11 protein-coding genes are annotated in these 14,481 nt (G+C 37.0%); 4 read left to right on the top strand and 7 right to left on the bottom strand.

All coding sequences use genetic code 11. From position 1 onward, the window contains the following. Window positions 1-4: 4 nt before the first annotated feature. The gene (locus tag GGR42_RS15130; RefSeq protein WP_167965770.1) at window positions 5-439 is read left to right on the top strand and encodes a hypothetical protein; all 435 of its coding nucleotides are present in this window, start codon (window positions 5-7) and stop codon (window positions 437-439) included. A gap of 184 nt (window positions 440-623) precedes the next feature. Then, window positions 624-1,778 (top strand): alpha/beta fold hydrolase, encoded by a 1,155-nt coding sequence (locus tag GGR42_RS15135; protein ID WP_167965772.1) that lies wholly within the window; start codon window positions 624-626, stop codon window positions 1,776-1,778. A 154-nt stretch (window positions 1,779-1,932) separates the two neighbouring features. Here GGR42_RS15135 and GGR42_RS15140 read toward each other — a convergent pair whose 3' ends face one another. The 3 genes from GGR42_RS15140 to GGR42_RS15150 all read right to left on the bottom strand — a co-directional run bounded on the left by GGR42_RS15140 (window position 1,933) and on the right by GGR42_RS15150 (window position 7,238). Next, window positions 1,933-3,069, bottom strand: coding sequence for a YncE family protein (locus GGR42_RS15140; protein ID WP_167965774.1), 1,137 nt, complete (start codon window positions 3,067-3,069; stop codon window positions 1,933-1,935). A gap of 129 nt (window positions 3,070-3,198) precedes the next feature. Then, window positions 3,199-6,168 (bottom strand): protein translocase subunit SecDF, encoded by a 2,970-nt coding sequence (secDF, locus tag GGR42_RS15145; protein WP_167965776.1) that lies wholly within the window; start codon window positions 6,166-6,168, stop codon window positions 3,199-3,201. A 143-nt stretch (window positions 6,169-6,311) separates the two neighbouring features. Beyond that, window positions 6,312-7,238, bottom strand: coding sequence for a malate dehydrogenase (locus GGR42_RS15150; protein ID WP_167965778.1), 927 nt, complete (start codon window positions 7,236-7,238; stop codon window positions 6,312-6,314). A 264-nt stretch (window positions 7,239-7,502) separates the two neighbouring features. Here GGR42_RS15150 and GGR42_RS15155 point away from each other — a divergent pair, with 264 nt between their 5' ends. Beyond that, the gene (locus GGR42_RS15155) at window positions 7,503-7,868 is read left to right on the top strand and encodes a hypothetical protein (RefSeq protein WP_167965780.1); all 366 of its coding nucleotides are present in this window, start codon (window positions 7,503-7,505) and stop codon (window positions 7,866-7,868) included. A gap of 76 nt (window positions 7,869-7,944) precedes the next feature. On the opposite strand, the gene GGR42_RS15160 is transcribed toward GGR42_RS15155, so the two are convergent. From GGR42_RS15160 to asnB, 4 genes are all read right to left on the bottom strand, one after another. Beyond that, window positions 7,945-8,958: a DUF6588 family protein gene (locus GGR42_RS15160; protein ID WP_167965782.1), complete on the bottom strand. Its 1,014-nt coding sequence runs from the start codon at window positions 8,956-8,958 to the stop codon at window positions 7,945-7,947. Window positions 8,959-9,028: 70 nt separating this feature from the next. Next, window positions 9,029-10,975, bottom strand: coding sequence for a DNA topoisomerase (ATP-hydrolyzing) subunit B (gyrB, locus tag GGR42_RS15165; protein ID WP_167965784.1), 1,947 nt, complete (start codon window positions 10,973-10,975; stop codon window positions 9,029-9,031). Window positions 10,976-11,255: 280 nt separating this feature from the next. Next, the gene (locus GGR42_RS15170) at window positions 11,256-11,687 is read right to left on the bottom strand and encodes a hypothetical protein (RefSeq protein ID WP_167965786.1); all 432 of its coding nucleotides are present in this window, start codon (window positions 11,685-11,687) and stop codon (window positions 11,256-11,258) included. Between the two features lie 332 nt (window positions 11,688-12,019). Continuing rightward, window positions 12,020-13,690: an asparagine synthase B gene (asnB, locus tag GGR42_RS15175; protein WP_167965788.1), complete on the bottom strand. Its 1,671-nt coding sequence runs from the start codon at window positions 13,688-13,690 to the stop codon at window positions 12,020-12,022. A gap of 241 nt (window positions 13,691-13,931) precedes the next feature. Here asnB and GGR42_RS15180 point away from each other — a divergent pair, with 241 nt between their 5' ends. Beyond that, the gene (locus tag GGR42_RS15180; RefSeq protein WP_167965790.1) at window positions 13,932-14,462 is read left to right on the top strand and encodes a DUF2911 domain-containing protein; all 531 of its coding nucleotides are present in this window, start codon (window positions 13,932-13,934) and stop codon (window positions 14,460-14,462) included. Window positions 14,463-14,481 lie beyond the last annotated feature (19 nt).

The following is a 14,481-nucleotide window of genomic DNA, read 5'->3' on the forward strand; positions in this document are numbered from 1 at the left end:
AATTATGACTGCTGAACTTAAAAAAGTCCCAACTTGGTTTTGGGTAGTATCCATCATTTTTTTAATTTGGAACCTAATGGGCGTTACTGCATTTTTCGCGGATATTATGATGTCCGATGAAGCATTACAAGCATTACCAGAGAACGAAAGGGACTTGTATGGCAAATACCCGCCATGGACCAAAATAGCCTATGCGGTAGCTGTTTTTGGAGGTTTTTTTGGCTGTATAGGTCTTGTCCTGCGAAAACAATGGGCAAAGCCTGTTTTTATACTCTCCCTTATTGGTGTTCTGGTACAAATGGTCCATAGTTTGTTTATTGCCAAAGCTATGGATGTCTATGGTCCAGGAGCGGCTATTATGCCCGTAATGGTTGTTCTGTTTTCTGTCTTTTTAATTTGGTTTGCAGGGCATTGTATTAAAAAAGGCTGGATTGGGTAGTACACCTTATAAGAAATTGTTAATTTAAAAACTAAACATATAGGTAGGATATCATCAATGATGATATCCCCTTGATAGTATTGCATTCGCCCATGGCTAACTTTAATCTGTGCAACTGCGTTGCTCCACATCTTAAAGTAAATGCAATACTATCTTTAGGGCTAAACCATAAACTACAGACCAAATGAGACATTTTTATTTCACATTCTTAGTGATTTTCTATTTATCCTTCTATATGCGAGCTCAAAGTCAAGATACGCTAGTAGACGTTGGGGGTTATAAAATGCATTTTAAGATAATAAAAGGAAAAGGAACTCCAATTCTTTTTGAAGCTGGCGCAGGTAGTGATGCTTCAGTATGGGACAACATATTAGAAAAAATTCATAAGGTTACAGGTACAACATTAATTACTTATGACCGGTCTGGATTTGGACAAAGTGAATTAAATCCAAATTTGAATAACGATTCGGATTTTGGAATAGAGAATGGTATTAAAGAACTAGAGACAGGCCTTTCAAAGTTGGGCTTTGATAATGAAATTGTTCTGGTTTCCCATTCGTATGGTGGTTTATATAATTTGCTATACACACGTAAGCATCCTAAAAAAGTAAAGTCGGTCATTTTATTAGATGTTACGCTTAACGATTTTTGGAATGAGGAATTACTGACAATGAGAGATAACAATGTCGATATTAGTACAATAGATAAACCTTCAGGCGACTATTATTTTAATGCCAATTTTAATGAAACCATGCGATATGTGAGGAATATACATTTCCCAGAGAACCTCCCAATTATAAATATTTTTCCTGAAAATTCTTTCCCAGGCTTTCCTGAGGTACTTTCAAATAGATGGAGAAAACTACACATAGAGCTTGGTGACCATAAGGATAATGTAACAAATATTATCGCCAAAGGAAGTGGTCATGCTGTATTTCAAGATAACCCTTCGTTAATCATTAATGCAATTATCAAAGCATATTCAAAAACATTGGACGAAGTTCAACAAAATGAGCTATTACAAAAGGCTCTAGATATTGCCATAGAATTATCTATTGAAGCTAAAAAGACAGAAATGGAGAATAAGCATTCAGAACATGATTTGAATGAATGGGGATATTCATTTTTGAGAAATGAAGAATTAGATAAGGCTTTAGAAATTTTAAAATTAAATATAATGCTATTTCCAGAAAGCTGGAATGCATACGATAGTTATGGTGAAGCGTTATCGATAGCAAATAAGAAAGCAGAAGCAATTGAAATGTATGAGAAATCGATTGAATTAAATCCAGAAAATGAAAATGGAAAAAAAGTATTACTGCAAATGAAACAAGAATAACAATGTACAACATATAAAATTAATTGCTAGTTCTAGCCTACTTACGAAAATCCTCGCGGATTTTCTATACGGTTTGTATTTGCTCATTTAGTTGCTAAAACACGCAACGAAATCGTACACAAAACCGTTCCAGCTTAAACTCACGTAGATATAATTATTTTACCCCATTCAACCTACCCACACCAAATTGGTCGCCAATTTTAGTTGCTTTTCCGTCTTTCATGTATACCTCAATCATTTTTTCACTGGAAACTGTGTTGTAGTCTTTGTCCTTTAACAGATATAGAATCTCTCTGGTTTTAATATCTATAACCTCCCCACTGGAGGGATAAGCATATTTTCCATCCATACTAAATGTTACCCAACCGGGCATATCCATCAGGGGAATGGTGGTCAATTGTTGGTAAGGTGCTTTTGCACTAAAAATATGCATTCGCATATTATGTCCATCACACACCCAAACTTCCTTTTCATCGGGTGTAAGACCAATACCATGTGCTGGGTTGCCATGCCTTCTTACTGGGCCTTTGTCCCATCCCATTACCTCAATACTTGCCAGTTTCTCACCGGTTTTTAAATTCCCTACTTCAAAACCCAGTAATTCGTTCACATTTACAAACACAAGTGATTCATCGCTATTAATAGTAAAAGGCCTGATACCAGCACTAAAAGGCCCTATTTTTTGCGTTATGGTATGTGTCTTGGTTTCTGCAACATGTACAAAAGGGGAATTAATGTCTCCCATATACACCTTGTCCCCAGAAGGGCCATAAAGCGTATTGTGAGCCCTGTTGTGCACAATGATTTTGGTAATAATATTCCCAGTCCTACAATCTACCACATTCCAAAAGTCTTTTTCTAAGGAAGGAAGATACATGGTCATTCCATCGGGAGATATGGACATACGATCACAGCCACCTTCCACTGGAATTTCCCAAACCAATTCTTCGGTCTCCAAATCAATTCTTTGCAAGGTTTCCCAAGTAGAAATATAAACGCTGTTAAGCTGTCTACTAACAGCTATTCCTTTAACATTGGAGGGTGTACCATCTTCGTGATATCCTTTGGTTGGTATTCGTTTTACAAACTTATGGTCATTATCCATATCAAAAACCAAGAGGCCATGGCCGCCGTACCCTAAATAATCCCTAATACCCGGAGTAGCCACATACAAATAATGACCTATTCCTCCTTCTCCTAAATTGGATGAGCTCGGTACTATCCAGGCGGTTGCCAATAGTATTAAAAGTGTGCATAAGGATAAAATAGAAACGATGTGCTGTTTTTTCATGTTTTTATTTTTAAGACCAAAAGAGTTGACCAGACCTAAAGTTACGCTTTCTATTGAAAAACAGATAATTAAGAGAATAAAAAAAGCCACTTTAGTAAGTGGCTTTCTATAATCTTATTTAAAGGAAACTTATTCTTTTCCTGACTGTATTCTTTTCTTCAAAGTATCGAACATTACAGGTGTGGCAATGAACAAAGATGAATAGGTACCTACAACAACACCTATAATCATGGCAAACATAAACCCTCTAAGCGATTCCCCACCAAATATAAAGATGGCCAATAATACTACCAAGGTAGTTAAGGATGTATTCAATGTTCTGCTCAACGTGCTGTTTAAGGCCTCATTTACGTTTTCACCATTGTTCCAACCTTTTAGACCAACAATTTCACGTATACGGTCAAACACAACCACTGTATCGTTCAAGGAGTAACCAATCACGGTCAAAATAGCCGCAATAAAAGCTTGGTCTATTTCCATGTTAAATGGCATAATCTTACCTACTAAAGAAAATATACCCAAAACAATTAAAACGTCATGGAATACCGCCGCAACAGCTCCCAATGAGAATTGCCACTTACGAAAGCGTAATAAGATATATAAGAACACAACAAACAAGGAACCTATAATGGCCAAAACGGCATTCTTCTTAATATCATCCGCAATGGTCGGTCCAACTTTGGTAGACTGTAAAATACCAATGGATTTTTCTGATGCTCCCACTGTAAAATCGTTAAAGCTTGTACCATCTGGCAAATACTTTTGGAGCGATGTAAATAATGTATTTTGTATTTCATTATCCACTTCTATACCCTCTACATCTACTTTATAGGGAGTTGTAATCTTTATTTGATTGACATCACCATATGTTTTTACATTGGTTCCACTACCAAAAACAGTATTTAATTCTGATGCTATCTCCGATGGATTTACAGGATGTTCAAAACGAACTTGATACGAACGTCCTCCAATAAAATCAACACCTTGCTGTAAACCCTGCGTAAATAGGGAGAACAAGCCAACACCTACTAAAATAGCGGAGATAACATATGCAATCTTACGTTTGCCCAAGAAATTTATTTTGGTATTCTTAAATAAGTTTTTGGTCATGCCCGTGGAGAAATCCAAAGACCTACCTTTTTTACTTATATACCATTCTATCAACAATCTTGTTATAAATATGGCTGTAAATAGAGATGTTAAAATACCTATTAATAAGGTAGTTGCAAATCCTTTAATAGGACCTGTTCCAAAAATAAATAAAATCAATGCCGTAAGACCTGTTGTAATATTGGCATCCAAAATAGATGAAAGTGCGTTGCTAAAACCATCCGATATGGCCAAAGCTTTTCCTTTTCCTTTAGCCAATTCTTCTTTTATACGCTCAAAAATAAGTACGTTGGCATCAACAGACATACCTATGGTCAATACAATACCGGCAATTCCAGGTAAGGTCAACACCGCATTTAAGCTGGTCAATACTCCAAAAATCAATAGTATGTTCAACAAAAGAGCAATGTCTGCAAAGATTCCTGCTTTTCCATAATAGAAAATCATCCAAAGCAATACAAATGCCATGGCAATCATAAACGACATAAAACCACTATCGATGGCCTCTTGACCCAATGATGGACCTACAATTTCTGACTGAATGATATCTGCTTTTGCTGGCAATTTACCTGCTCGTAGCACATTGGCAATATCTTTAGTCTCGTTAACCGTAAACGTTCCTGTAATTTCAGAACGCCCTCCAGAAATAGGACCCGTAGAAACTCCAGGAGCTGTATACACTTTATTATCCAAAACAATGGCGATACCGGTTTGATTATTAAATGCATCTCCCGTTAATTTTTCCCATTCCTTGGCACCTCTGGTATTCATGCTCATGCTAACGGCAGGTCTGCTCAACTGGTCAAAATCATCACGTGCATCACTTACCACATCCCCACTCATTCTAGGAATGTTATCGCGATTGGATTTCAATGCGTACAAATCCACAACTTCAGAATCTGCAGTCGGGCGTTCCCACGCAAATTTCACAAATTGGATTTCAGCCGGTATAAGGCGACGCACTTCTCGCATTCTAAGGTATTCCCCTAGTTTGGCCGTATCCTTAATAGCCACACTTGCAATGGCGTTATTTTGACCGGGACCCTGGATCAATCCCAACAATGGATTTACCTGTCCTATTAAATCTGATGCATCATCAGAAACATCGGATAATAGAGAGTCTATTTCCGACTCTGGTTTAGTAATTTCTTCTTCAACTACCGCAGTAGTATCAGTTTCAACCACAGATTTTAAATACTCATTGGCAGATACCAAGAAAGTTCCTATACTCTGATTGGTTGGCTTATACGTTTCCCAAAACTCCAATTGTGCCGTACTGGACAATAAGTCTTGAGCTCTTGCAATATCTCTAGCTCCTGGCAATTCTACCAAAATACGTCCAGAATTCCCTTCTCTTTGAATGTTGGGCTGGGTAACCCCAAAACCATCAATACGTTCCCTCAACACTTCAAACGCGGAAACAATAGCTTCATCAATTTTGGTCCTGATAATAGGTTTTACCTCATCATCGCTCATCTGAAAATTAATGACATCACTCAATTCCTTATTGGCAAAAATATCTGGGCTTGCCAACTTTGTATCTCCCTTAATGTTATCAAAAGCATCAAAGAACAATTCCAAATAGGTATCATCGCTATTTTTCGATGCAGTATCTGCATCGGACAAAGCCTTGTTGAAAACCGGGTTTTTGGTATTGTTTGCCAATCCCTTAAGGATATCCTTTACGGAAATCTGTAAGGTAACATTGATACCACCTTTAAGGTCAAGACCCTTGTTAAGTTCCTTCTTCTTTGCTTCGTCATAATTGGTAAATCCAAAGATTGGATTGCTACCGATAGAATCTAAGTATCTAGCTTCTAAAGCCTCTCTCTTGGCCACATAGTCTTCTTCAGCTTCAGAAATTGAGCTAATTGCAAAAGTCTCTGCTTCTTTTTCAACCTTATTGGTTATGAACGTATAGGATAGTTGGTAGATACTTACAATCCCAAACAAGAAAGCAAAAAGCTTTATAAGTCCTTTATTTTGCATTGTTTAATTAATTTATTGATGTTTTCGTAAACAGCGTGCAAATATATCATTTCCCATAGGAAATGACAATATATTTATCAGTTTTATAAAATGAAAGCATCCCGTTGTTAACGGGATGCGTATCAAATTTAATGAGTTGTTTTCTATAGTTCTAAAAGACCGTTGGTTTTTTTAACCCCTTCTGCACTTTCTTGCATTTTTGCTTTCTCTGCATCACTTAGGCCAATCTCAACTATTTTTTCTATACCGTTTTTACCAAGGATAACAGGTACTCCAATACAAATATCATCCAAACCATATTCACCTTCCAAGAAAGTGGAACATGGGAACATTTTCTTTTGATCACAAGCAATTGCCTGTACAAGACCAGAAACAGCTGCGCCCGGAGCGTACCAAGCACTGGTTCCCAACAACTTGGTCAACGTTGCACCACCTACTTTGGTATCTTCCGCAACCTGCGACAGTCTTTCTTCTGATAAAAATTCTGAAACTTTTAAACTATTTCTTGTTGCATGACTGGTTAAAGGCACCATACCCTTATCACTATGGCCTCCTATTACCATACCATCTATGTCAGAAATAGGTGCTTCCATAGCCTCTGCCAATCTATACTTAAAACGGGCACTATCCAAAGCACCACCCATACCAATTATTTTGTTTTTAGGAAGGTTGGTAGTCTTATGAACCAAATAGGTCATGGTATCCATAGGGTTACTTACTACAATAAGGGTAACATTTGGAGAATGTTCTATTAAACTAGCAGAAACGGCTTTTACGATTCCAGCATTTATACCTATAAGTTCCTCTCTTGTCATTCCTGGTTTTCTTGGAATACCCGATGTAATTACAGCAATATCGCTATTGGCCGTTTTGGAATAATCGCTGGTACTACCAGTAATTTTGGTGTCAAAACCGTTTAAAGAAGCTGTTTGCATCAAGTCCATGGCCTTGCCCTCAGCATACCCCTCTTTAATATCCAACAAAACGACTTCTGAAGCAAAATTTTTAATGGCAATATATTCTGCGCAACTTGCCCCAACTGCGCCGGCTCCTACTACGGTAACTTTCATGTTAGTGATTTTTTTTAATGAATTTTTGTATCGTCAAAATTAGTGATTTTAACACAAAAGAACGATAACCCAGCTTCTTTTCTATAAAATCAATTTATATCCTTTTCCCATATATTTTACACTTTATTCCTACTATGTTAAAATGAGTATTTCATCGAAAAAAATGGCAACTGAATGTATTTCATCGAAATTTTGAAATACTAGCTTCCCAACTACCGTTCTAAATAGTACCAAGTTTTACTTATTATCTTAAACCTACGATTGATGAAGAGGCTATTATCACTTTTGGCTATTATTAGCCTATTTTTTGCGAGCAATTGCTCGCGAATTCCAGAAAACAACGACCCCGTTCTTGGAATCTGGTCCAATAAAGCAGTACAGTTAACTACCAATAAAAATTCCGAACGGCTGGAATGGATATTCAACGATGCCTATCTAGGAAGATATCATAGATACAACGGTAATATTGTTGAAATGCAAACTGACTTTAAATGGGTTCAGGAAAATGGCACCTATACCATTTCTTATCCCGGAACCAATTTAGCTGATGATATAGTCATTTTAAAAGAAAGTGCCATTGGCACAGTCTTAGAAGACAATACAGGCACTATTTTGGCAAAAAGAGAATAAACCCAAATCTTTAATGCAAAAAAGGCCCAAACATATTAAATATGTTTGGGCCTTTTATAAATCTTATTCTATCCCTCTATCTAAATCCAAAATTTACACCAAAGGAAAGGTTGTTAAACTGACCAATAGAATAGTCGGCATTTAACCTAAAGAATCCCAATTTTAATTTAGTTCCTACATTAGCCACAACGCCACTTGCATTTTTGGTTATGGAAAAAGGGTCCACATATTCTTCTTGAAAAGGTCCTGATTGCACTCTGTATGTACCTAATATGTCTGTTTCCGACTTTCCTGTAATATATCCAACACCTCCATAAAAATTGATAATTGGAAGCTTGGTAGATACTACAGCCTGAAAAAGCCATGAATTTGTTTTTGTATCTATTTTTTGATTTTCTCCAGCTATTATATCTGTATCCGTAAAATCATAGGTGCCAGTTAAGTTGGTATATCCTATAACACCAGAAATAGCGATTGGCAATATTTTATCTGCCGGAAGGTGTTTTGTAAACTCATGCTGCACCCCCAGCCCGAACAACCCCACAGAAACTTCATCTGTATTGATTTTGGGCAAAAATCTTGCTTTTAGCTCTGTTCCCTTGATCAATCCTACGCTTGCCTGTATAAAAGCAGAAGGAACAAAATTAATATTCTCCGAGGCCAAACCAGTAGGAAGTTCAAAATCCTCCCGAGTCGTTACTCCTGGAGCAATTTCTCCCTCGACAAATACCATTACCCCTTCTATATCGCCCAGAGCGGTGGATACTGTTTTTGAGGTGCTGCCATCATCAAATTGAAGATTTTCATACTCAGAGGTGTTTAAAACAAATGACTTTTTATCTTCCTTGTTCTTAAACCCTGCCATATTCCCAATTAACGAAATTTCAAAGCCGCCAAGGGGTTTTGCATCTGCTGTATTGTACCAGCCACCAGCTATGCTATAAATAACACCCTCGGATACTGGAGACATATAATCATTGGTAAAGCGTTCCGCATCCTCTAGACCTGCTGCCAATAATTCATTTACATTGGATTGGCCATACGTTAGGGAAGCAAAAAATACTACAAAGAGAAAATATACTACTTTCATAATTTAAGTTTTCCCCAAAACTAAAAAACTCGCACTGTTGGTGCGAGTTTTTGTTGTGAAACGTCATTAGTTATACATCAATGTTCGCATAAACAGCATTTTTCTCAATAAATTCCCTTCTTGGTGGCACCTCATCACCCATTAACATAGAAAATATTCTATCTGCCTCGGTAGCATTATCAATAGTTACTTGGCGTAAAGTCCTAAACTCTGGATTCATTGTAGTATCCCACAATTGTTCCGCATTCATTTCACCCAAACCTTTGTAACGTTGTATACCAACACTACCATTAAAACTTTCTGCTATTTCATCCCTTTCTGCATCATTCCAAGCATACTTCTTTTTAGATCCTTTTTTCACAAGATAAAGTGGTGGTGTGGCAATATACACATGACCTCCTTCAATAAGCTCTCTCATATACCTAAAAAAGAATGTAAGAATCAATGTCTCAATATGGCTACCATCCACATCGGCATCACACATTATGACCACCTTATGGTAACGCAACTTCTCCAAGTTTAAAGCCTTGGTGTCATCCTCTGTACCAATGGTCACACCAAGTGCAGTATATATATTTTTAATCTCTTCGTTATCAAAAACACGATGTGGCATTGCCTTTTCCACATTCAAAATTTTACCTCGCAATGGCAATATGGCCTGAAAATTTCTATCACGCCCTTGTTTAGCTGTTCCACCTGCCGAATCTCCCTCTACAAGGAATACTTCACAAAGGGTTGGGTCCTGTTCTGAACAGTCTGATAATTTTCCTGGCAAACCACCAATACTCATTACCGTTTTACGCTGCACCATTTCACGTGCCTTTGTTGCTGCATGTCTGGCTTGAGCTGCTAAAATTACTTTCTGAACAATGGTTTTGGCATCATCAGGGTTTTCTTCAAGATAGTTGGTCAACATTTCAGACACAGATTGACTAACAGCGGCTGACACCTCCCTATTACCTAATTTGGTCTTTGTCTGACCTTCAAACTGGGGTTCGGCCACCTTTACGGAAACTATCGCTGTTAGACCTTCACGGAAATCATCCCCTTGAATATCAAATTTTAACTTATCCAACATTCCCGAAGCATCCGCATACTTTTTTAAAGTTCCTGTAAGACCTCTACGAAAACCTGACAAATGTGTCCCTCCTTCATGTGTATTAATATTATTTACATAAGAGTGCAAATTCTCTGTATATGAAGTATTATAAATCATGGCAACCTCAACAGGAATACCATTTTTTTCACCCTCCATAGAGATTACATTTTGTATCAATTGTTCCCTGTTGCCATCTAAAAAGGTTATAAATTCTTTTAAACCTTCTGTTGAATGAAATACTTCACCAACATAACCAGTTTCACTATCCTTATCCTTTTGGCGTTTGTCCATAATAGAAATGGTAACACCTTTATTGAGATAAGAGAGTTCCCGCATTCTATTGGCAAGAGTTTCATAACTATATTCTATAGTTTGGGTAAATATGGTAGTATCTGGAAGAAAAGTAACTTCTGTACCATGATCAGATGAATCTCCAACACTTTTTACAGGATAAAGTGCCTTTCCCCTTTCATATTCTTGCTCCCAAATTTTACCTTCCCGAAAAACAGTTGCCTTTAAGTGACTTGATAAGGCATTTACACAGGAAACACCAACACCATGTAAACCACCAGAAACTTTGTAAGAATCTTTATCAAATTTACCCCCGGCCCCAATCTTTGTCATTACCACCTCCAAAGCAGATACTCCTTCTTTTTTATGGAGTCCCACGGGAATACCCCTACCGTTATCTTTTGTAGTAATAGAATTATCCTCATTAATAATAACACTAATAGTATCACAGTGCCCACCCATTGCCTCATCGATAGAGTTATCCACTACTTCGTAGACCAAGTGGTGCAATCCTCTTACACCTACATCTCCAATGTACATAGAAGGACGCATTCTTACATGCTCCATTCCCTCAAGAGCCTGAATACTATCGGCTGAATAATTCGGTTTTTTTGCTTCTTCGCTCATAGAATAATTTGAGTTGTTTCAGTTAAAATTTTGCAATCTTACAAATATACGGAAAAGCCTATGAAATATAGTAGTTGTAGCTATTTTAGCCTTTTAAGTTATCAACAAAAATTGTGGAAAAATTAGCCGCATAATTGGGTTGTTAACTTAGGTACACTTATGCGTGTATTTATTACTCTAAACTATATTATGTAAAAAGACCATTCTAAATATAAATGGTCTTTCTTTTTTTTATTTGCTTTGATAACAGAAGCTGCTAATCTGGTAATTAAAACAGTATTTATGCGGCTGTACCTTTTATTTCTGACAGACTTTTGGCCCAAGAAATCGCATTTTCCAATTTCTCAAAACTGTGCCATGTATTCCTCATAAAGATTTTTTCCAAAAAGGAGTTAAGCAAGCCTTTGGAACTGTAACTCACTACTGCATATCCTTTTAATTGATAGCTTAATTTGTAAAAATTTATCCAATCACTGGGAACTACGGAATATGAGTTGACACGATTGGTTATATAAACCAAGCCCTTTCCATTTTCACCATATAAATCTGTTAATTCTTCAACTACTTTTTGTCCATGGTCAGCCCATGTAAAAACAATATCGGCCTTTATTTCTCCAATGACAAAATTTTCAAATAGATAAAAATCACCAAAAGGATAGTTAATTTCCTGTATGGCCTCTTTATAAAATGGGGAATTTTTTACATGCATCATACGGCAAAACTATATTGATAATAATATCGCCATTAATATTAGCTATGAATGTCTTTCATATTTCGATGAACAACATTTTTGTAACGATTTGCATGCATTTTAGGCTTCTCTTCATTTTATTATAAACACACTTAAACTAACTCCTGTGCATTTAAACGATTACAACATTCCACTATAACCATGAATATAAAAAATAAAATAACTGCCTAAGCAATAGACTATAATATTAAAATTAAAGAAGCACCCAATTGGGTGCTTCTCATCGACTAATTAAAATAAAAACTGAAAGAAAAAAAAACAGAATCTACTTCCTCTTTAAAACCGTCTATACGTTACTTTTTGTACGCATCATCGTGAACGTTTGCTACAGCTCTACCCGATGGATCATTCATATTTTTAAATGCCTCATCCCATTCCAAGGCAATTTTAGTACTACAAGCTACCGAGGGTTCTTGCGGCACGCATAAAGCAGCAGCATCCGATGGGAAATGTGATTCAAAAATTGAACGATAATAAAACTCTTCTTTTGTAGTTGGTGTCTGTAGTGGGAACCTAAACTTGGCATTGGCCAATTGCTCATCAGAAACTTCCGCTGCAACCACTTCTTTCAAAGTGTCTATCCAACTATATCCAACACCGTCAGAAAACTGTTCTTTTTGTCTCCAAGCCACACTTTCTGGCAACATATCCTCAAATGCTTTTCTAACGACCCATTTCTCCATTCGCTCCCCATTGATCATTTTATCTTTTGGGTTAATACGCATGGCAACATCCATAAACTCCTTATCCAAGAATGGCACACGCCCCTCTATTCCCCAAGCAGCCAAAGATTTGTTGGCTCTTAGGCAATCATACATATGGAGCTTATCCAATTTACGAACTGTTTCCTCATGAAAGTCTTTAGGACTTGGCGCTTTATGAAAATACAAATATCCCCCAAACAATTCATCTGCTCCTTCTCCTGACAAAACCATTTTTATCCCCATGGATTTAATTACCCTTGCCATAAGATACATAGGTGTAGAAGCTCTAATTGTTGTAATATCGTAGGTTTCCAAGTTATATACCACGTCCTTGATGGCATCCAATCCTTCTTGGATTGTAAATTTTATTTCATGGTGTACCGTACCAATATGGTCTGCAACCTTTTGTGCAGCAGCTAAATCTGGTGAACCTTCCAATCCCACTGAAAAAGAATGTAATTGTGGCCACCACGCGTCTTTTGTATCACCAGACTCAATTCTCTTTTGAGAATATTTTTTGGCAATAGCAGAAGTAACCGAGGAATCCAGTCCACCTGAAAGCAAAACGCCATAGGGAACATCGGACATCAATTGTCTGTGTACCGCGGCCTCCAATGCTTTTTTAATTTCCTTAATACTGGTTTCATTTTCCTTTACAGCATCATATTCCATCCAATCACGGGAGTACCATCTTTTTAACTCACCATCACTGCTGTGCAAATAATGTCCCGGAGGGAAAAGCTCAATTTTTGTACATGTACCTTCCAAAGCTTTTAACTCTGATGCTACATAGAACGTTCCATTTTGGTCCCAGCCCATATACAAAGGAATAATCCCCATATGATCTCTGGCCACAAAATATTCATCCTTTTCGGCATCATAGATGGCAAAGCCAAAAATACCATTCATTTCATCCAAAAAATCAGCCCCTTTTGCTTGGTATAAAGCCAAGATTACTTCGCAATCGGATTCAGTCTTAAAATTATATGTTCCTTCAAACTGTTTTCTTAACTCCATATGGTTGTATATTTCACCATTAGCTGCAAGAACAAGTTTACCATTTTCACTTAACAAAGGTTGCTTTCCAGATGCTGGATCCACAATCGCTAAACGCTCATGTGCCAGAATAGCCTTATCATCTGAATAGATACCACTCCAATCTGGTCCTCTATGACGGACTTTCTTGGACATTTCCAATAATTGAGGTCTCAAAGCCTCTGTGCTTTCTTTAACATCGAACGCACATACAATTCCACACATATCAATCTTTTTATATCAATTATAAGGCAAATATGATACTAAACTTTCATTTAACAAACCATAAAGCACTTTTAAGTTTCATTTTGAAATACATATCTACATATTAAAAATATAATGTAATTTATTTTGATATATTTTAAAACCATATCAACATATTGTAAGCTTAACAAACTTTAACGACTTTTTATAAGAATTCCATAGGAATACTAATTAGATTTGAAGAAAACTAAATCACATTATTATGAAAAGAGTACTTACGCTTGCCATCATTGCATTTACTATGGTGGTTTCAACTGAAACCATTGCCCAAGAATTTGGCGGATTGGACAAAAGTCCTGCCGATATTGCCATCTACCCAGGTAGAGCAGCTGAGAAAACCGTTAAGGTCATCTATAGCAGACCACAATTAAAGGGAAGGTCTTTATCTGATCTTGCTCCAGCTGGAAAAGTATGGAGAACCGGTGCCAATGAATCTACCGAAATTACATTCTTTAAGGATGTAACATTTGGCGGAAAAGCCGTTAAAGCCGGCACTTATTCCTTGTTTACCATTCCTGGGGCCAGTGAATGGACCATTATTTTAAACAGTAATCTAAACCAATGGGGGTCTTATTCTTATGCTGAATCTGCCGATGTTGTCAGAGTGTCTGCTTCCGCAAGCACAGATGGAAAATCTTTGGAAGCTTTCTCAATTGCCTATAAAGAAGTTGATGGCGGTGTTCACATGGTTATGGGATGGGGAACTACTAGAGTTGCCGTTCCTATAATGTAAGTGTGGAAATAAAAATTAG

Source organism: Saonia flava, assembly GCF_011927795.1.
In the GTDB taxonomy this organism is placed as follows: Bacteria; Bacteroidota; Bacteroidia; order Flavobacteriales; family Flavobacteriaceae; genus Saonia; species Saonia flava.

Coding starts and splice junctions, on each gene's coding strand:
- GGR42_RS15130 (WP_167965770.1), top strand. CDS start 5: ATGACTGCTGAACTTAAAAAAGTCCCAACTTGGTTTTGGGTAGTATCC.
- GGR42_RS15135 (WP_167965772.1), top strand. CDS start 624: ATGAGACATTTTTATTTCACATTCTTAGTGATTTTCTATTTATCCTTC.
- GGR42_RS15140 (WP_167965774.1), bottom strand. CDS start 3,069: ATGAAAAAACAGCACATCGTTTCTATTTTATCCTTATGCACACTTTTA.
- secDF (WP_167965776.1), bottom strand. CDS start 6,168: ATGCAAAATAAAGGACTTATAAAGCTTTTTGCTTTCTTGTTTGGGATT.
- GGR42_RS15150 (WP_167965778.1), bottom strand. CDS start 7,238: ATGAAAGTTACCGTAGTAGGAGCCGGCGCAGTTGGGGCAAGTTGCGCA.
- GGR42_RS15155 (WP_167965780.1), top strand. CDS start 7,503: ATGAAGAGGCTATTATCACTTTTGGCTATTATTAGCCTATTTTTTGCG.
- GGR42_RS15160 (WP_167965782.1), bottom strand. CDS start 8,958: ATGAAAGTAGTATATTTTCTCTTTGTAGTATTTTTTGCTTCCCTAACG.
- gyrB (WP_167965784.1), bottom strand. CDS start 10,975: ATGAGCGAAGAAGCAAAAAAACCGAATTATTCAGCCGATAGTATTCAG.
- GGR42_RS15170 (WP_167965786.1), bottom strand. CDS start 11,687: ATGATGCATGTAAAAAATTCCCCATTTTATAAAGAGGCCATACAGGAA.
- asnB (WP_167965788.1), bottom strand. CDS start 13,690: ATGTGTGGAATTGTATGTGCGTTCGATGTTAAAGAAAGCACAGAGGCT.
- GGR42_RS15180 (WP_167965790.1), top strand. CDS start 13,932: ATGAAAAGAGTACTTACGCTTGCCATCATTGCATTTACTATGGTGGTT.